Annotated in this window: 19 protein-coding genes and 1 tRNA gene; 14 read left to right on the forward strand and 6 right to left on the reverse strand. The window is 68.6% G+C overall.

Features of this window, described 5'->3' with window-relative positions; all coding sequences use genetic code 11:
- Positions 1-112: 112 nt before the first annotated feature.
- Positions 113-868: an endonuclease III gene (gene nth / locus HX774_RS03080; protein ID WP_178824116.1), complete on the reverse strand. Its 756-nt coding sequence runs from the start codon at positions 866-868 to the stop codon at positions 113-115.
- Between the two features lie 137 nt (positions 869-1,005).
- Here nth and HX774_RS03085 point away from each other — a divergent pair, with 137 nt between their 5' ends.
- The 6 genes from HX774_RS03085 to HX774_RS03110 all read left to right on the forward strand — a co-directional run bounded on the left by HX774_RS03085 (position 1,006) and on the right by HX774_RS03110 (position 5,870).
- Positions 1,006-2,118 (forward strand): HlyD family secretion protein, encoded by a 1,113-nt coding sequence (locus tag HX774_RS03085; RefSeq protein WP_178824118.1) that lies wholly within the window; start codon positions 1,006-1,008, stop codon positions 2,116-2,118.
- Positions 2,115-3,686: a DHA2 family efflux MFS transporter permease subunit gene (locus HX774_RS03090; RefSeq protein ID WP_370523331.1), complete on the forward strand. Its 1,572-nt coding sequence runs from the start codon at positions 2,115-2,117 to the stop codon at positions 3,684-3,686. Before HX774_RS03085 ends, HX774_RS03090 begins: the two co-directional genes overlap by 4 nt.
- A complete protein-coding gene (locus tag HX774_RS03095) occupies positions 3,686-4,285 on the forward strand; it encodes a TetR/AcrR family transcriptional regulator (RefSeq protein WP_178824120.1) in 600 nt (199 codons plus the stop codon). The genes HX774_RS03090 and HX774_RS03095 overlap by 1 nt, the downstream gene beginning before the upstream one ends.
- Before the next feature lie 72 nt (positions 4,286-4,357).
- Complete coding sequence (locus HX774_RS03100; protein WP_114818734.1) at positions 4,358-5,119, forward strand: creatininase family protein; 762 nt, start codon at positions 4,358-4,360, stop codon at positions 5,117-5,119.
- 55 nt (positions 5,120-5,174) lie between these two features.
- On the forward strand, positions 5,175-5,636 hold the full coding sequence (locus tag HX774_RS03105) for a phasin family protein (RefSeq protein ID WP_178824122.1): 462 nt from the start codon (positions 5,175-5,177) through the stop codon (positions 5,634-5,636).
- A gap of 69 nt (positions 5,637-5,705) precedes the next feature.
- On the forward strand, positions 5,706-5,870 hold the full coding sequence (locus HX774_RS03110; RefSeq protein ID WP_178824124.1) for a hypothetical protein: 165 nt from the start codon (positions 5,706-5,708) through the stop codon (positions 5,868-5,870).
- Positions 5,871-6,066: 196 nt separating this feature from the next.
- Here HX774_RS03110 and HX774_RS03115 read toward each other — a convergent pair whose 3' ends face one another.
- The 3 genes from HX774_RS03115 to tsaD are packed head-to-tail and all read right to left on the reverse strand — an operon-like array spanning position 6,067 to position 8,662.
- Positions 6,067-6,453, reverse strand: coding sequence for a Rieske (2Fe-2S) protein (locus HX774_RS03115; protein WP_178824126.1), 387 nt, complete (start codon positions 6,451-6,453; stop codon positions 6,067-6,069).
- A complete protein-coding gene (locus HX774_RS03120) occupies positions 6,453-7,451 on the reverse strand; it encodes an NAD(P)H-dependent glycerol-3-phosphate dehydrogenase (protein WP_178824128.1) in 999 nt (332 codons plus the stop codon). The genes HX774_RS03115 and HX774_RS03120 overlap by 1 nt, the downstream gene beginning before the upstream one ends.
- A gap of 41 nt (positions 7,452-7,492) precedes the next feature.
- Entirely contained in the window at positions 7,493-8,662 is a 1,170-nt protein-coding gene (gene tsaD, locus HX774_RS03125; protein ID WP_255499960.1) for a tRNA (adenosine(37)-N6)-threonylcarbamoyltransferase complex transferase subunit TsaD, read from the reverse strand.
- 50 nt (positions 8,663-8,712) lie between these two features.
- Here tsaD and hemC point away from each other — a divergent pair, with 50 nt between their 5' ends.
- The 4 genes from hemC (at position 8,713) to HX774_RS03145 (ending at position 11,359) form a co-directional block, all read left to right on the forward strand.
- Positions 8,713-9,663, forward strand: a complete 951-nt coding sequence (gene hemC, locus HX774_RS03130; protein ID WP_178824130.1) for a hydroxymethylbilane synthase — start codon at positions 8,713-8,715, stop codon at positions 9,661-9,663.
- Between the two features lie 3 nt (positions 9,664-9,666).
- A complete protein-coding gene (locus tag HX774_RS03135) occupies positions 9,667-10,362 on the forward strand; it encodes a uroporphyrinogen-III synthase (protein ID WP_178824132.1) in 696 nt (231 codons plus the stop codon).
- Positions 10,363-10,533: 171 nt separating this feature from the next.
- Positions 10,534-10,609, forward strand: a tRNA-Thr gene (locus tag HX774_RS03140).
- Positions 10,610-10,801: 192 nt separating this feature from the next.
- Positions 10,802-11,359 (forward strand): DUF3800 domain-containing protein, encoded by a 558-nt coding sequence (locus HX774_RS03145; protein ID WP_178824134.1) that lies wholly within the window; start codon positions 10,802-10,804, stop codon positions 11,357-11,359.
- Here the strand turns inward: HX774_RS03145 and HX774_RS03150 are convergent.
- Entirely contained in the window at positions 11,248-11,910 is a 663-nt protein-coding gene (locus tag HX774_RS03150; protein ID WP_178824136.1) for a DUF6538 domain-containing protein, read from the reverse strand. The two genes, HX774_RS03145 and HX774_RS03150, sit on opposite strands and share 112 nt — an antisense overlap.
- A gap of 278 nt (positions 11,911-12,188) precedes the next feature.
- Here HX774_RS03150 and metK point away from each other — a divergent pair, with 278 nt between their 5' ends.
- Together metK and HX774_RS03160 are read left to right on the forward strand one after the other, a co-directional pair.
- Positions 12,189-13,385 carry a methionine adenosyltransferase gene (gene metK / locus HX774_RS03155; protein ID WP_178824138.1) on the forward strand — a complete coding sequence of 399 codons (1,197 nt, stop codon included), beginning with the start codon at positions 12,189-12,191 and terminating at the stop codon, positions 13,383-13,385.
- Positions 13,386-13,547: 162 nt separating this feature from the next.
- Positions 13,548-14,780, forward strand: a complete 1,233-nt coding sequence (locus HX774_RS03160) for an argininosuccinate synthase (RefSeq protein ID WP_178824140.1) — start codon at positions 13,548-13,550, stop codon at positions 14,778-14,780.
- 6 nt (positions 14,781-14,786) lie between these two features.
- Here HX774_RS03160 and HX774_RS03165 read toward each other — a convergent pair whose 3' ends face one another.
- Entirely contained in the window at positions 14,787-16,091 is a 1,305-nt protein-coding gene (locus HX774_RS03165) for a sorbosone dehydrogenase family protein (RefSeq protein WP_178824142.1), read from the reverse strand.
- 121 nt (positions 16,092-16,212) lie between these two features.
- On the opposite strand from HX774_RS03165, the gene HX774_RS03170 reads away from it, so the two are divergent.
- Both HX774_RS03170 and HX774_RS03175 read left to right on the forward strand, forming a co-directional pair.
- Positions 16,213-16,692, forward strand: coding sequence for a translation initiation factor IF-2 (locus tag HX774_RS03170; protein ID WP_178824143.1), 480 nt, complete (start codon positions 16,213-16,215; stop codon positions 16,690-16,692).
- A gap of 91 nt (positions 16,693-16,783) precedes the next feature.
- Positions 16,784-17,288, forward strand: a 505-nt coding sequence (locus HX774_RS03175) for a hypothetical protein (protein ID WP_178824145.1), incomplete at its 3' end; no start/stop codon positions are given.

The raw sequence follows: 17,288 nt of genomic DNA on the forward strand, positions 1-17,288 counted from the left end.
TGTACTAGAGACACCGACCCTCCAGCCGCCCGCGCCTAAAAGCACACCTTAGCGTCCACACCCCCATCCCCGGCCCTTCCCCCCTCGAGGGGGAAGGGAGAGAACAAGACGCTCAAGCCCCCACGAAACTCGCCCGCGACGGACACAGGTCCGCAATCACGCAGGCGCCGCACTTGGGCCGCTGCGCCAGGCAGGTGTAGCGCCCATGCAGGATCAGCCAGTGGTGCGCCTTGGGCAGCCAGGCCTCGGGCACGACCTTGTGCAACTGGGTCTCCACCTTGTCCGGCGTCGCGGCGTTGGCCAGCCCCAGCCGGTGCGAGACGCGAAAGACGTGTGTGTCCACCGCAATGGCCGGCTCGATGCCCAGTTCGTTCAGCACCACGCTGGCGGTCTTGCGGCCCACGCCGGGCAGGGCCTGAAGATCGGTCCGGTTCAGCGGGACCTCACCGCCGTGCTGTTCGACCAGCATCCGCGCCGCCGCGATGACGTTCCGCGCCTTGGTGCGATAGAGGCCGATGGAGGAAATCAGCGGGATCAGCCCCTCCTCGCCCAGGGCCAGCATCTTCTGCGGCGTGTCGGCCACGGCGAAGAGGGCCTTGGTCGCCTTGTTGACCCCCACGTCGGTCGCCTGGGCCGACAGGGCCACGGCCACCACCAGGGTGTAGGGATTGACGAAATCCAGCTCGGTCTTGGGGTCCGGCATGACCCCCGACAGGCGCACGAAGATTTCCTCGACCCGATCCTCGCCCGGCGGCCAGCCGATCACGGCCCCGACCGGCGCCTTTTTCGGCGCGCGCGACCGCTTGCCCGGCGGCGGGCTGAGGGCGGCGCGGACGGCCTTGGAAGGGGGACGCTGGCGAACGGTCATGCCCTCGCTTCGCCTTCCCCGCGCGCGGCGTCAACCGGACGAAATCGACACGGTGCGACGAAATCGCGCAGGCGCCTCTTGATTTCTGGACGCTCCTGTCCATTTTACGCGCCGAAATCGAAGCGAGCTGTCTCCCCATGGCCCTCCCCGCCCCTCTCAAGAAACGCCTGCCCCTGATCGTCGGCGGGGTCGTCGTCATCGGCCTCATCGTCGGGGGCGTCATCTGGTGGCAGGGCAAGCAGCGCTGGGAGGCGACCGACAACGCCTTCGTCCAGGCCGACACCGTTCTGGTCAGCCCGCGCATCAGCGGCTCGGTGATCGAGGTCCTGGTCAAGGACAACCAGCGCGTCGAGGCCGGGCAGATCCTGGCCCGTCTGGACGACGCCGACGCCCGGGCCGCCCTGGCCCAGGCCCAGGCCAATCTGGCCGCCCTGACCGCCGCCGTGGCCAATGTCGACGCCCGCGCCGAGCAGGAACAGGCCAATATCGCCGCCCGCGCCGCCGCCGTGACCCAGGCCCAGGCCCAGGCCGGCCTGGCCGGCGCCGAGGTCGATCGCTACGGCAAGCTGGCCGCCGAGGGCTGGGTGTCGCAACAACGCATCGAGACCCAGCGCGCCACCGCCGAGACCGCCCGCGCCTCGGTCGCCCAGGCCCAGGCCGCCCTGACCGCCGAACAGCGCACCGCCGCCGTGCTCGGCTCGACCCGCAGCCAGAGCGTCGCCGCCGTCGAACAGGCTAGAGCCCTGGTCGAACAGGCTCAGCTGACCCTGGACCGCACCGTCATCCGCGCCCCCGTCGCCGGGGTCGTCGGCGCCCGCGGCGTCCGTGTCGGCCAGGTGGTCCAGGCCGGCGGGCAGATGATGTCCATCGTTCCCCTGCAAGACACCTATGTGGTCGCCAACTTCAAGGAGACCCAGGTCGGCCGCATGCGCCTGGGCCAGACGGTTGAGATCAAGGCTGACGCCTTCCCCGGCCAGTCCATCGTCGGCCACGTCGACAGCTTCGCCCCGGCCACCGGCTCGGAGTTCGCCCTGATCCCAGTCGAAAACGCCACCGGCAACTTCACCAAGATCACCCAGCGCGTCCCCGTCCGTATCGTCGTCGACCGCCGCGCCACCGGCGAGCCTGTCGCCCTGCGTCCCGGCCTGTCGGTCGAGGTCAAGGTGGACCTGAAGAGCCAGGGCGGCGCCGCCTTCGCCGACGCCCATCGGGGCGAGGTCGCCGTCGCCTCGCTGGACCCGGCCCGGTGACCGAAGCCGCCGTCGCGGAAGCCAAGCCCGAGATCAACTGGACGGTCCTGCTGCTAGGCTTCGCCGGCATGGTCATCGGCCAGTTCATGGCCATTCTGGACATCCAGATCGTCGCCGCCTCCCTGCCCCAGATTCAGGCCGGGGTCGGCGCCTCGGCCGACGAGATCAGCTGGATTCAGACCGCCTATCTGATCCCCGAGGTCGTGATGATCCCCCTGTCGGGATACCTGTCGCGGCTGTGGGGCACGCAGAAGCTTTTCCTGGCCTCCTGCATCGGCTTCCTGATCATGAGCGTGGCCGTCGGCCTCTCGACCTCGGTCGAGATGATGATCTTCTTCCGCGCGCTGCAGGGCTTCCTCGGCGGGGCCATGATCCCGACCGTCTTCGCCGTGGCCTTCACCGCCTTCCCGCCCGAGAAGCGCGTCACCGCCAGCGTCATCATGGGCCTGATCGTGACGCTCGCCCCCACGGTCGGCCCGACCCTGGGCGGCCATCTGACGGAATGGCTCAGCTGGCGCTGGCTCTTCTTCATCAACATCTTCCCCGGCGTGGTCGTCCTCTTCCTGGTCGGTCGCTACGCCCATTTCGACAAGGGCGACGCCAGCCTGAGCAAGGGCTTCGACTGGTGGGGTCTGGGCCTGATGGCCGCCTTCCTGATGAGCCTGCAATTCGTGCTGGAGGAAGGGGCCAAGAACGACTGGCTGGCCGACGACCACATTCTGCTGCTCAGCCTCGTGGCCCTGATCTGCGGCCCGGCCTTCATCTGGCGCTCGCTGGTCTATTACAACCCGATCGTCGAGCTGCGCGCCTTCGCCAACCGCAACTTCGTCGTCGGGGTTGTCATGACCTTCATCGTCGGCGCGGCCCTGTTCGGCGGGACCTTCCTGCTGCCGTTGTTCCTTGGGCGGGTGCGCGACTATTCGGCGGCCGAGGTCGGCACCACCATGGTGGTCTCAGGCCTGGCCATGTTCGCCACCGCCCCCTTCGCCGGACGGCTGGTGCGCAAGCTGGACCCGCGCATCCTGATGTTCGTAGGCTTCGGCCTGTGCGCCTGGGGCATGTGGGACGCCCGTCTGGTCACAGGCGACTGGGGCTTCTGGGAGTTCGCCGGGGTTCAGGCCGTGCGCGGCTGCGGCGTCATGATCGCCATGATCGCCTCGCAGCAAGTGACCATGTCCACCCTGCCGCCGCACATGGTCAAGAACGCCTCGGGGCTGGTGAATCTCAGCCGCAACGTCGGCGGCGCCTTCGGCCTGGCCATCCTCAACACGTCGCTGACCCAGAACACCGCCCTGCACATGGTCGAGCTGACCAGCGCCATCAATCAGTCGGACGTCGCGGTGCGCAACATGATCGCGGGCATGGCCCAGCGCTTTTCGGGCTCCATCGACCCGCACGCCGCCGCCATGAAGGCCTTCTACGGCATGCTGCAAAAGCAGGCGACGACCCTGGCCTTCGGCGACGCCTTCGCCCTCTTGGCCATCGCCTGCGCCGGCGCCGCCTTCGTCACCCTGCTGTCCAAGCCCGGCAAGGCCGATCCCGCCGCCGGTCCGTCCGAGGTGCATTGATGCCCCGCGCCCCCGGTCAGGTCGACGCGCTCAAGAGCGCCGCCATCCTTCAGGCGGCCTCGGACCTGTTCGTGGAAAAGGGCGCCCAGGCCTCGATGACCGAGATCGCGCGCCGGGCGGGGGTGTCGAAACAGACCCTCTACAACCGCTTTCCGACCAAGATCGACATCGCCCGCGCCCTGGCGGCCCAGCGTTCGGACGCCGTCACCGCCCCGCTGAAATCCGGTGCCGCCCCGGAAGCGGTGCTGGCCGCCATCGCCGAAACCCTGATCACCAAGATCTGCCGCGAGGGCAAGGGCGCCTCCCTGCGCGGCGTGGCCCTGATGTCCCCCGAGGCCCCCGAACTGGCCCGCGCCATCTATGACGCCGGGCCGGGTGAGAGCGTGCGCCGCATCGCCGCCTGGCTGGCCGAGCAGGACCGTCTGGGGCTGCTGTGCGTGCCCGATCCCGCCGCCGCCGCCGAGATGTTCTCCGGCATGGTCCTGGGCCACGGCCACCTGCGTTCGGTCCTGGGTCTGCCCCACCCGCATCAGGACGAAGCCCCCGCCCGCGCCCGCGAGACGGCCCGCCGCTTCATGCGCGCCTTCGCCCCTGACTAGGCTTGTCCGGTTTGGCCCTTTGGCCGGATCGGCGTAGAGCCCAAACGTTCGCCTGCCCCTTCGGAGTCCCCCATGCTGATCCACCTGTCGTCCTGGCCCGAAATCGACGCGCGCCTGAAGTCCGGCGCCGCCCTGTCCAAGACGGTCATCGTGCCGATCGGCTCCAACGAGCAGCACGGCCCGACCGGCCTCCTGGGCACCGACTGGCTCTGCCCCGAGATCATCGCCCACGCCGCCGAGAAGGGCGACGAGAGCCTGATCATCGCCCCGACCTTCAACATCGGCATGGCCCAGCATCACCTGGCCTTCGCCGGCACCATCAGCTTGCGCCCCTCGACCTTCATGGCCGCCATCACCGACTGGGTCGCGTCCCTGGCCCGTCACGGCTTCGAGCGCATCTATTTCCTCAACGGCCACGGCGGCAACGTCGCCACCATCGAGGCGACCTTCGCCGAGATCTACGCCGACTGGTCCTTCGTCGAGGAACAACCCCCGTTTGTCCTGAAGTTGCGCAACTGGTGGGACCTGCCCGGCGTGCACAAGCTGTGCGAGGAGATCTTCCCCGTCGGCCACGGCGCCCACGCCACCCCGTCCGAGATCGCGGTGACGCAGGCCGCCTATCCGGACCATATCAAGCGCGCCGACTACAGCCCGAAGATCGCCCCCATGGGTCCGATCCGCGACGCGCTCGACTACCGCGCCCGCTTCCCCGACGGCCGCATCGGTTCCGACCCGGCCCAGGCCAGCCCGGAAACCGGCCAGCGCATCATCGACGCCGCCATCCCGGCCCTGATCCAGGACGTCTCGGCCTTCGCCGCCGAAGTCCTGCCCTGAACCCGACGGGTCTGTTCTGCTTGCTAGACAGGCGGAACAGGCCCACGGTCCTCGCATGAACCCCATTGATAGAGCCGCCCGCACCGTCCGCGCTGGACAGGAGACGGCTGAGGCCTCGGCCAAGGTCATCGCCCGTCGTCTGACCATCATGGGCGAGGCCATGGCCAACCCCCTTCGCGCCGACCACGTCGAACTGGGCCGGATGGGCCCGGAAAAGGTCCAGGCCATGACGGCCTCCGCCGGCGCCCTCGCCGCCGGCGCCATGGATATGGCGGATCAGGGCCGGCGCATCGCCGACCGCGAAGGCGCCGAGGCCTCGGCCCATATGACCCGTCTGTCGAAGGCCGACAGCCTGGCCAGCGCCGCAGCCTTGCAGGCCGCCTGGGGCATGGGCGTCTGGTCGCGCGCCCTGTCCGACAGCTGGACCATGGGCGAGTCTATGCTGAAGCTTCAGGCCAAGGCCCTGTCGCCGATCCACGCCGCCGCCGTGGCCAACGCCAAGCGCCTGAAGACCTAGTCAAGCCGCCGTGATGGAACGGCGATGCACGGCCCGTGTTGCTTGCTGTAATCCAGCAAGGAGCCCGACATGGCCGAGCAAGACCCGAAAAAGACCGATCTCCATCCCGGCATGATGGGCGACGGCACCGAAGAGCAGAACCTCAACCAGCCCGGCGATCCCTCCAAGCGGATTACCGAGGAAGAGGTCGATGACGCCTTCACCAAGGACCCGAAAATCGTCCCGAAGGAATAGCGACGGCGCCCGCTCTACCACCGTAACCTCCTCCCGTCATCCTCGGGCTTGACCCGAGGATCGGGCGTCCCGCACGCAGCCGGCTTCAGGTTGATTACGGGCGAAGTTCGCCTCTCGCCGAAGCGGAGCCGACGGCTCGATCCTCGGGTCAAGCCCGAGGATGACGGCGGAGATGGGAGGCGCGGTCTAGATCACCTCAAGCCGTCCTGATTACCCCGCCCCCGGCCTCGACCGGCCAGGGCGTCAGCTTGCCGCCCGCGCACGGTCCGCCGACGCACGATCCGCTCAGCGGCTCGAAAATGGCCCCGTGCCAGCCGCAGATGATCAGCGATCCGTCCGGCGTCAGATAGCGATCCAGCTCCATGGCGATAGGGAATCCCGCGTGCGGGCAACGGTCGACCCAGCCCGCGACCTGGCCGTTTTTCCTGACCACGAAGCCGTGGAAGAAGGCCTCGCCGATCTGCAAGACGAAGCCGCGCGAGCCGGGATCGGCGATGTCGTCCTCGGCGCATAGGGCCACGTTCGGCGGCGTCTTCCAGACGCGCTTGCGCTCTTCCGGCGCCGCTTCCACAGGCTCGGACACTATTCGCGTTCGGGCTTGAGGGGCCGGGTCAGCAGGGCCTCGATGGCCGCGTCCACCGTGGTCTCGCCCGCCAGGACGGCGGCGACGGCCTCGCAGATGGGGGTCTCGACGCCCAGCTTGCGGGTCAGTTCGCGTACGGCGGGCGCGCTCTCATAGCCCTCGGCGACGGAGCGCTTGCCGGCCAGGGCCTGCTCGACGCTCATGCCCTGACCCAGGGCCAGGCCCAGGCTCATGTTGCGCGACTGCGGGCTGGAGCAGGTCAGAACGAGATCGCCCAGGCCGCACAGGCCGGCGACCGTCTCGGCCTTGCCGCCCAAGGCGATCGCCACGCGGGTCATTTCAGCGAAGCCGCGCGTGATGACGGCAGCGTGGGCGCTGCGGCCCAGTTCGCGCCCCTCGACGATGCCGCAGGCGATGGCCAGGACGTTCTTCAGCGCCCCGCCGGTCTCGGCCCCGATCAGGTCGTCGGCCAGATAGGGGCGGAAGACCGGCCCCGACAGCGCCGTCGCCAAAGCCACGGCCAGGGCTTCATCCTCACAGGCCAGGGTCACGGCGCTGGGCAGGCCGCGCGCCACCTCGGCGGCGAAGCTGGGGCCCGACAGGACGGCGGGCGTGGCCGACGGGATGGTCTCCGCCAGCACCTCTGTCATCAGCTTCAGCGAGCCGCGCTCGATCCCCTTGGCGCACAGGACGATGGGCAGACCGGGCCGGGCATAGGGCGCAAAGGCGGCCAGCGTCGCCCGCATATACTGGGCCGGCGGCACCGCCAGAATCAGATCGCAGTCGGCCAGATCGGCCAGATCGGCGGTGACGTTGATGGCCGAGTCCAGCTCGATCCCCGGCAGGAAGGCGTCGTTCATGCGCCGCGCGCGGATGCTTTCGATCACCTCCGGCTCGCGCGCCTGCAAGACGACCGCGAGGCCCGCCGCCGCTGCGCTCTGCGCCAGGGCCGTGCCCCAGGCGCCGCCGCCGATTACGCCTGCCGTATGAAATTCCATGTCTTCTCCGGTCCCCCGACCACCGCTCGAACCCCGGCTGATCAAGCCTTGGCGCCCTTGCGGCCCGTTTTCTTGTGCACAGGATCGGCGTTCGCGCGCGCCTCGTCCAGAGGCCATCGCGGCCGGGCGGCGACATCAATGTCGGATGTCAGCCCTTTTTCCAGCCGTTCCGCCCCCGCCAGGGCGATCATGGCGGCGTTGTCGGTGCAATAAACCAGAGGCGGCGCCAGAAATCCGAAGCCGTGCTTCGTCGCCAGATCCTCCAGCGTGCGCCGGATGGTCTTGTTGGCGGCGACCCCGCCCGCCACCACAAACAAGCGCTCTTCATGCGCCTCGGCATAGGCGACCATGGCGCGCTCGGTCCGCTCGGCCAGCTGGCGCGCAATCGCCTTCTGCACCGCATCGGCCAGATCGGCCTTGTCCTGCTCCGTCTCGCAGGTCTGGGCCAGGCGCGAGGCCGCCGTCTTCAGCCCCGAGAAGGAAAAGTCGCAGTCCTTCCTCCCCAGCAGGGCCCTCGGCAGATCGAACCGCGAGCCGTCGCCAGACGCCGCCAGCTTCTCCAGCGCCGGTCCGCCGGGATAGCCCAGCCCCATGGCCTTGGCGATCTTGTCGAAGGCCTCGCCCGCCGCGTCATCAATCGTCGTACCCAGCCGGCTCATGTCGCCGATGCCGCGCACCTCCAGCAGCTGGCAGTGCCCGCCCGAGACCAGCAGCAGCAAAAACGGATAGGTCGTCTCCGCCCCCAGCCGCGCCGAGACCGCGTGCCCCTCCAGATGGTTGACCGCGATCAGCGGCAGGCCGCGCGCCAGGGCCACCGCCTTGCCGTAGCTCAGTCCCACCATGACCCCGCCGACCAGTCCCGGCCCGGCGGTCGCCGCCACGCCGTCCAGGGCGGCATAGTCGATCCCGGCCTCAGCCATGGCCCGGCGCGCCACCCCGTCGATCATCTCGACATGGCTGCGGGCGGCGATTTCCGGCACCACCCCGCCAAAGGCCGCGTGCTCGTCGATCTGGCTGTGAATGACGCTGGAGAGGACCTCGGCCCCGCTCGCCGACAGGCGCACCACCGAGGCGGCGGTCTCATCGCAACTGGTCTCCAGGCCCAGAACCGTCAGCCCGGCGCCGGGGGCGCGGCTTTCGGCCCCAGTGCTCGGGGAGCCCAGCTTGGTTGCCCCCGTGGTCCCGCTGCTATAGTCCGCGCCAGTGTTCATCGGGTCGAGGTAGCGGCCCGGTTCCCCTTTCGCAACGGCTGCGCGACCTCATGACCCCGCTTCTTCGCATCGGCACCCGCCGCTCCAAGCTGGCGCTGGCCCAGTCCGGCATGATGCAGCGCGCCATCGGCCGCGCGCTCGGCGTGGCCGAGGCCGACATCGAAACCCTGGTCCCCCTGGTCGAGATCGTCACCACCGGCGACCGCATTCAGGACCGCCGCCTGCTGGAAGTCGGCGGCAAGGCCCTGTTCACCAAGGAGATCGAGGAGGCCCTGCTGGACCGCCGCGTCGATATCGCCATCCACTCGATGAAGGACGTCCCCGCCGAACAGCCCGAGGGCCTGGCCATCGCCGCCGTGCCGGAACGCGAGGACGCCCGCGACGGCTTCATCAGCGAACATTTCGCGACCTTCGCCAACCTGCCCCACGGCGCCCGTCTCGGCACCGCCTCGCTGCGACGTCAGGCGCAGGCCCTGGCCCTGCGCCCCGATCTGCAGATCGAAATGCTGCGCGGCAATGTCGACACCCGGCTCAAGCGGCTCAGGGACGGCGACTTCGACGCCATCCTTCTGGCCTGCTCGGGCCTGAACCGTCTGGGTCTGTCCGAGGTCATCCGCGAGCGCCTCTCGCTGGACGCCTTCCTGCCCGCCCCCGGCCAGGGCGCCCTGGCCATCCAGACGCGCGAGGACGACGCCGACGCCGACTGGACCCGCGTGCTCAACCACGACCTGACGTCGCTTTGCGTCGCCGCCGAGCGCGGGGCCATGACCGCGCTGGAAGGTTCGTGCCGCACCGCCATCGGCGCCTACGCGGCCATCGAGGCCGGAACCCTGCGCCTGACCACCGAAATGCTCAGCCCCGACGGCTCGGCCCGCTGGCGCCGCGCCGGTGAAATCTCGGGCGTCACCCCCGCTGCCGCCCTCGACGACGCCCGCGCGCTCGGCCTGCGCCTCGGCGCCGAGGTCCACGCCGAGGCCGGCGACCAGAAGATCGACCTCTAGGCAATGCGGCCGCTTCGCCGCGTCTGGATCACCCGCGCCCAGCCCGGCGCCGCGCGCACCGCCGCGCGGCTGACGGCGCTCGGCTTCACGCCCGTCGTCACGCCGCTGCTGACCCTGCGCCCCCTGCCCGAGGCTCTCGACGCCGCGCCGGACCTGAGCACGGTCGCCGCCCTGGCCTTCACCAGCCCCAACGGCGTCGCAGCCTTCGCCGCCCTGACGCCCGAGCTTCGCGCGCTGCCGGTCTTCGCCGTCGGCGACGCCACCGCCGAGGCCGCCCGCGAGGCCGGCTTCGCCGACGCCCGCTCAGCCGCCGGCGACGTTCACGACCTGGCCCGCCTCATCGCCGCCACGAGCATTGACGGTCTGATCCTCGCCCCCGGCGCCCGCGAGCCCGCCGGCGACCTCCCCGCCCTCCTGCCTGACCACGCCGTTCAGCGCCTGCCGGTCTACGCCGCCGAAGAAACCGACGCCGCCGTCCCCGCCGACTTCGACGCCGTCCTGCTGCACTCCCCCCGCGCCGCCCGCGCTCTCGCCGCGATCCTGATCCCCGACGCCGCCCAAAACCGCCTCGCCGTCTGCATTTCCGCCGCCGCCGCAGCGCCGCTCCACGCCTTCAGCTTTGCCGAGACCCGCACCGCCTCGGCGCCCGACGAAACTTCCATGCTGACAGCGCTTGGCAAGTCCGCCGGACCCGTATAAAGACCCGACCTCGCGCGGCCCTCGATACTCGTCAGGCCGCCGACCGGAGCCGCTTTAGCTCAGCCGGTAGAGCACATCATTCGTAAGTAGCGGGTTTTCCGCTATTTCTTGTGGTGTTCCAACGGGTTGACGGGCAGCAGCTTCACTTAGTAGTGGAGTAGTAGGGTATAGGCCGCTTTAGCTCAGCTGGTAGAGCACATCATTCGTAATGATGGGGTCAGGTGTTCGAGTCACCTAAGCGGCACCACCTTTTCCTCGCGCAGGAAAGCCCAAGGAAATCAGCACACTACCAATCCCGCCCCGAGCGGTGGTGTAGCAGTTTTGCCTGCTGGAGGTGTAGCAGCTCTCTGGCCATCGCTGCCCCCTCCAAAAACACGGTTACCCAACTTGCGCCCACCATCCGATCCCGCCACCATGCAGTGGGCGGCGTAACGGATTAATGGCTGAGATCATCGCGTACATCGACGAAGCGGGCGACGAGGGCTTCGGAAAGCTCCGGCAGGTCAATGGCGTTGGTGGACAGTCGCGATGGCTGGCTATCGGCGCCTGCATCGTCTCAGCCGAGAACGACAAGAACCTCGTGACCTGGCGAAACGGCATCACTAGCCGACTCCGCAACGTGCGTGATCTCCACTTCAGGAACTTGAACCACGACCAGAAAGTCGTGGTCAGCCAAGAGCTGGCCGCATTGCCGATAGGGGTAGCGCTCGCTCTCTCCCACAAGATCACCATCCCCGGGACGCGATACGCCACGACGTTCAAACAGAAGGGCTACCTGTACAACTACCTTGTGCGGTGGCTGCTGGAGCGTCTGTGCGACGAGTGCCAGAAGGGCGACGGGCCTCACCGCTTGCGTGTGGTGTTTTCACGTCGCGGCGGGACGGACTACCACAGCATGGCGATCCTGCCCGTCACAGCATGGATGTTGTCGCCATGGCCGTTGGCAAGAAGCCACTCGGCTAGCGCGCTGGATGCCGCCTTCGTTCGTGCGGCGTAGCTAGCTCTCACGCCCTCCTGAGCCATGTAGCGGTCGAGTTCCTCCGCGACGGGCACCACCGCCCCCGTCACTTTCCCAACTAACTCAAGGGCAGCCTCTTCACGGCCCGGAGCGTACTCCGGCTCCGCTGCTTCCCCCTCTCGGTTGATAGGGTCGCCGAGAACCTCGTCCACCGTCACGGACCACTCGGTCTCTAGCTCCTCCGGAATGAGGTAACGACCGGGGCGTCGGGGATCAGGAACGCGGCGCTCGACCCACCACGCCTCAGTCTTCCGCTGCTCCGCCGTAGGATCGCCCTTAACGTCCTTGCGCGTCCCGTCAGGGTTTCGGCGGGCGGCCTCGATCTGGGCTCGCATCCAGCCAGCCTCGACCACCGCTCGGCCCCAGGCGACGGCGAGGTCGTCAGTCTCCAGCGACTGCCAGAGTTCGGTCTTCCCCAAGGCCTCGCGGGACGCCTGGGGCACCTTCATGCGGATGTAGTAGAAGCGCGAACCCTTGCGCTTGATGGGGGTGGGGACGCCGACGGGTCTTCCTGCTGGGGGCTTAGCCATGGCCGGTGGTGTAGCAGTTTGGTGGCAAGAAGTGTAGCAGTCACCCGAGCAAGATGCTGAAAACGCCGAGCTTATTGGCTTTCAGACCCACCGAGAACCGCGTCACCTAAGCGGCACCACTTCCTTCCAGACATCAGAAATCTGAAAAACATCGGCCCCGGCCGTCGGTGCGCCGTGCTGCGCGCCCTCATGATTCCGCGCAAGGCTTCGGTCATCACTTGAACGTATAAGCATATCTTTATATGTTTGACGCCCTCACCGTCTTGCAGGAGCCTGCCTTGGCCCGTTCGTCGTTTCTGTTTACCTCCGAGAGCGTCTCGGAAGGCCATCCCGACAAGGTCGCGGACCAGATCTCCGACGCCATCGTCGATCTGTTCCTGTCCAAGGACCCCGAGGCGCGCGTGGCGTGCGAGACCCTGACGACGACCAACCTGGTGGTTCTGGCCGGCGAGATCCGCGGCCAAGGCATCATGGATGTCGAGGGCAACTGGGCCCCCGGCGTCGAACAAGAGATCGAGGACACCGTCCGCGGCGTCGTGCGCGACATCGGCTATGAGCAGGACGGCTTCCACTGGAAGACCTTCCAGTTCCAGAACCACCTGCACCCGCAGTCGGCCCACATTGCCCAGGGCGTCGACGCCGGCGAGGACAAGGACGAGGGCGCGGGCGACCAGGGCATCATGTTCGGCTACGCCTCGAACGAGACGCCGGAACTGATGCCGGCCACCCTGCAATACAGCCACAACATCCTGAAGGCCCTGGCCGAGGCCCGCCATTCGGGCCAGGAGCCGGGCCTGGAGCCCGACGCCAAGAGCCAGGTCACGCTCTTCTATCAGGACGGCCGCCCGGTGCGCGCCACCTCGATCGTCGTCTCGACCCAGCACAAGGACGGCCTGAGCCAGGATCAGGTCGCCGCCATCGTCAAACCCTATGTCGAGAAGGTGCTGCCGCAGGGCTTCATCACCAACGAGACCGAGTGGCACATCAACCCGACCGGCACCTTCGTCATCGGCGGGCCTGACGGCGACGCCGGCGTGACCGGCCGCAAGATCATCGTCGACACCTACGGCGGCGCGGCCCCGCATGGCGGCGGCGCCTTCTCGGGCAAGGACCCGACCAAGGTCGACCGTTCGGCCGCCTACGCCTGCCGCTACCTGGCCAAGAACGTGGTCGCCGCCGGTCTGGCCGACCGCTGCACCATCCAGATCAGCTACGCCATCGGCGTGTCCAAGCCCCTGTCGGTCCACGTCGACCTGCACGGCACGGGCAAGATCGACCCGGCCGTGCTGGAGGCCGAACTGCCCAAGCTGATCGGCGGCGCCACCCCACGCGCCATCCGCGAGCATCTGGGCCTGAACAAGCCCGTCTATCGCCGCAGCGCCGCCTATGGCCACTTTGGCCGCACGCCCGACGCCGACGGCGGTTTCAGCTGGGAGAAGACCGACCTGGTCGACCAGCTCAAGGCCCTCGTCTGAGGCCGGCGTCCGCCTGAATAGAGGAAGGGCGTCGCGGCTTCGGTCGCGGCGCCTTTTTCACATGTGCGGCTCACGACACAATCATGCCCTTGCATCAGGGGGCGTCTGGTCCTTTAAGCGCGCCAGACACGCCTCCCCGCGCCGATAAGGATTTTTCAACCCATGACCTCGCCCGCCCCCAAGAAAGTCGTCCTCGCCTATTCGGGCGGGCTGGACACGTCGATCATCCTGAAATGGCTCCAGACGGAATACGGCGCGGAGGTCATCACCTTCACCGCCGACCTGGGCCAGGGCGAAGAGCTGGCCCCGGCCAAGGAAAAGGCGCTGAAGCTGGGCATCAAGCCCGAGAACATCTTCATCGACGACCTGCGCGAAGAGTTCGTGCGCGACTTCGTCTTCCCGATGTTCCGCGCTAACGCCCTCTATGAGGGCCAGTACCTGCTCGGCACCTCGATCGCGCGTCCGCTGATCGCCAAGCGCCAGATCGAGATCGCGCGCCAGCTGGGCGCCGACGCCGTCTGTCACGGCGCCACCGGCAAGGGCAACGACCAGGTCCGCTTCGAGCTGGGCTACTACGCCCTGAACCCCGACATCCACGTCATCGCCCCGTGGCGCGAGTGGGAATTCCGCAGCCGCGAGGCCCTGCTGGACTTCGCCGAGAAGCACCAGATCCCGATCTCCAAGGACAAGCGCGGCGAGGCCCCCTTCTCGGTCGACGCCAACCTTCTGCACTCCTCGTCCGAGGGCAAGGTGCTGGAAGACCCGGCGGTCGAGGCCCCCGAGTTCGTGCACCAGCGCACCATCTCGCCGGAAGCCGCCCCGGACGTGGCCACCGTCATCATCATCGGCTTCGAGAAGGGCGACGCCGTCTCGATTAACGGCGAGGCCATGAGCCCGGCGACCCTGCTGACCGCCCTGAACCAGTACGGCCACGACAACGGCATCGGTCGCCTCGACCTGGTCGAGAACCGCTTCGTCGGCATGAAGTCGCGCGGCGTCTATGAGACCCCCGGCGGCACGATCCTGCTGGCCGCCCACCGCGGCATCGAGTCCATCACCCTGGACGGCGGCGCCATGCACCTGAAGGACGAGCTGGCGGTCAAGTACGCCCACCTCGTCTACAACGGCTTCTGGTTCTCGCCCGAGCGCGAGATGCTGCAAGCCGCCATCGACTACAGCCAGCAGAAGGTGTCCGGCACGGTTCAGGTCAAGCTCTACAAGGGCAACGCCACGGTCATCGGCCGCGAGAGCGAGAACAGCCTCTACGACCAGGACCTCGTCACCTTTGAAGAAGGCGTCCAGGCCTATGACCACCACGACGCCGAGGGCTTCATCAAGCTGAACGCCCTGCGTCTGCGCGTCCTGGCCAAGCGCGACGCCCGCACGAAGGGCTAGTATCGACTAGGGCCGGGCGATCCTCAGGATCGCCCGGCTGCGGTCGTCCGTGACCCAGATCGACCCGTCGGCGGCCACCGCCATGACCACCGGCGAGCCGCGCGGCTGACGCCCGGCCACGCGGTCCCAGCCCGGCGTCAGCACCCTGCCCTTCACGCTCGGCGCCCCGGCTGGATAGGCCAAAGACCCGCGCGGATAGATGGCGTAACGCCCGCCGACATCGGTCAGCGGCATACCTTCCGCATCCGTCTCCACCGCCGTGATCCGGCCCGCCGTGCGGCGATAACCGTGCCAGGTCATCAGCAGACGCCCGCGCAGTTCCGGGAACATCGCCCCCTCGTAATAGATCATGTCCAGCGGCGCCGCGTGCGGCGGCAGCAGGGCGACGGGCCGATCCCGCTCGCCGCAGCGCGCCTGACGCGCGGACCAACCCGGCAGCGGCGTGGCCAGGTCCACGCAGTACGGCCAGCCGTAGTGTCCGCCCTGACGCAGCACATTGACCTCGTCGAACGGATGCTCGGGCGTGGTCAGGTCCACCGAGTTCTCGGCCTGCAACACCGTCCCCGACGGATGCCGCACCAGAGCAATGGAGTTGCGCAGGCCCGACGCGAAGACCGTGCTCTCCTCGGCCCACCGCCCATTCCCCAGATAGGCGTGGCGGCGCACCTGGGCCGTCGCCGCCTCCTCGACGCAGGCCCCGCGCGCGTCCGCCTTCACCTTGCCCGCCGCGTCCAGACAGCGGTCGCTGGGCGCCCCGACATTGACCAGCAGGTCGCCGTTCCCGTCGAAGACAAAGCTCGACAGCGGGTGGCGATTATCATGCAGCCGGTTGTCCGGCAGGTCGCCGATCACGGTGCGCACGCTGGCCGCCGGGTCCGCCGCCTCAGGGTCCAGGGTCAGGATGCGGTTCATCTCCGACACATAGATGCGCCCGTCCGGCCCGCGCGCCACGGTGTGCGGCATCGACAGCCCGGCCGCCAGACGCCGCCAGCGCGCCGCCCCGTCGCTGGCGAACGACAGCCGCCAGACCGCCCCCTTGCCCGCCTCCCAGCCGCCCAGGTCCGTCACCAGCCAGTCGCCGCCTTCCAGCGGCATCAAGCCGCGCGGCATCCTCGGCCCCTCGGCGCCCGCGCCCTGCCAGACCAGACCCAGGCAGAACCCCGGCGCCATGCGCACCGTGGTCGCGGGCTTTCCGCCGCAGTCGCCCGAAACTGAATAGACGCGCGCCGGCGTCTGGGCCTCGGCCTGCGCGCCGCCAAGAACAAGGCCGACGGCGACGGTCAGGCCGAAAAGAACATGGGATCGCTTCATGGTCCCATGCTGACGCTTGCCCTGGGCCTCTGACAAGGCCAACCTTGCCATCATCATCGATCAAGTGATCGATATTGTCCTGCGGCGAGCATCAGGCTCCCGCCCTGCCGGAGCCTTCCTCATGTCCCTGCGCCTGACCCTCGCCGCCGCTGCGGCGACGCTCGCCTTCGCCGCGCCCGCCGTCGCCCAGGACGCCGCGCAAGCGGCCCCGGCCCAGAGCCCGGCCGTCACCGCCGCCCCCGCCATGTCGCCAGAAGAAACCGCCTTTGAAGCCAAGGGCATGGCCTTCGAAGCCGAGACCCAGCAGATGGGCGTGGAACTACAGGCCGTGATGGAAGACGCCGCCCTCGACGCCGCCGCCAAGAAGGCCGGCGCCAACGCCATCCTGGACCGCTACGAGCCCAAGTTCGAAGCCTTCGCCGTTGAACTGGAAACCTTCATGCGCGCCTTGGCCGACCGACCTGAGCGCGCCGCTCAGAAGGACCAGATCCTCGCCGCCGCCACGGCCGGGCCGGCTCAGGTTCGCGCCGTTCCGGCCCAGATCCGCGCCAGCATCGACCAGGCCCTGGCCGCCCCGGCGACGCCCCCAGCGGCGAACTGATCGGCAAGGCGCCTCCGCGCCTTACCGCGATTTCACTTGAGATCGTTCCTCCTTCGGCGGACCTTGCGACGTCCGCCGAAGGAGCCCTCCGATGATCCGCGCCCTGTCGCTCGCCGCCGCCCTGGCCCTGCTGCCCGTCTCCGCCGCCGTAGCCCAGGAGAGCAAGACCGCCGCCGAGGTCCAGCTGGAGGCCGCCGCCGCCGCCTTCGAGCAGAAGATGGAGGAGTTCGGCGAACGCGCCGAAGCCATCCAGGACGACGACGCCCTCAGTGAAACCGCCAAGGGCCTGCGCGTGGCGGCCCTGTGGTCCGAGTACCAGCCCCATGTCGCCGCCTTCACCACCATGGCGACGCAACAGGCCGGTGAAATCGCCAATCAGGCCCTGGCCGCAATCGACATCGACGCCATCGTCGCCGAAACCCTGGCCGGCGTCGCCCCCATGGTTGACGGCATGGCGAGCAACAGCGCCTGGGCTCAGACCGATCCGGATCAGATGGTGACCTACGGCCTGATGGCCGACTACGCCGTCGGCCAGTCGATGGATGCGATCGAAGAGGTCAACGAAGCCTTCGTCGCGCCCCCGGCCCCGCCTGCGC

The organism is Brevundimonas sp. P7753 (genome assembly GCF_013386595.1).
GTDB lineage: Bacteria > Pseudomonadota > Alphaproteobacteria > Caulobacterales > Caulobacteraceae > Brevundimonas > Brevundimonas bullata.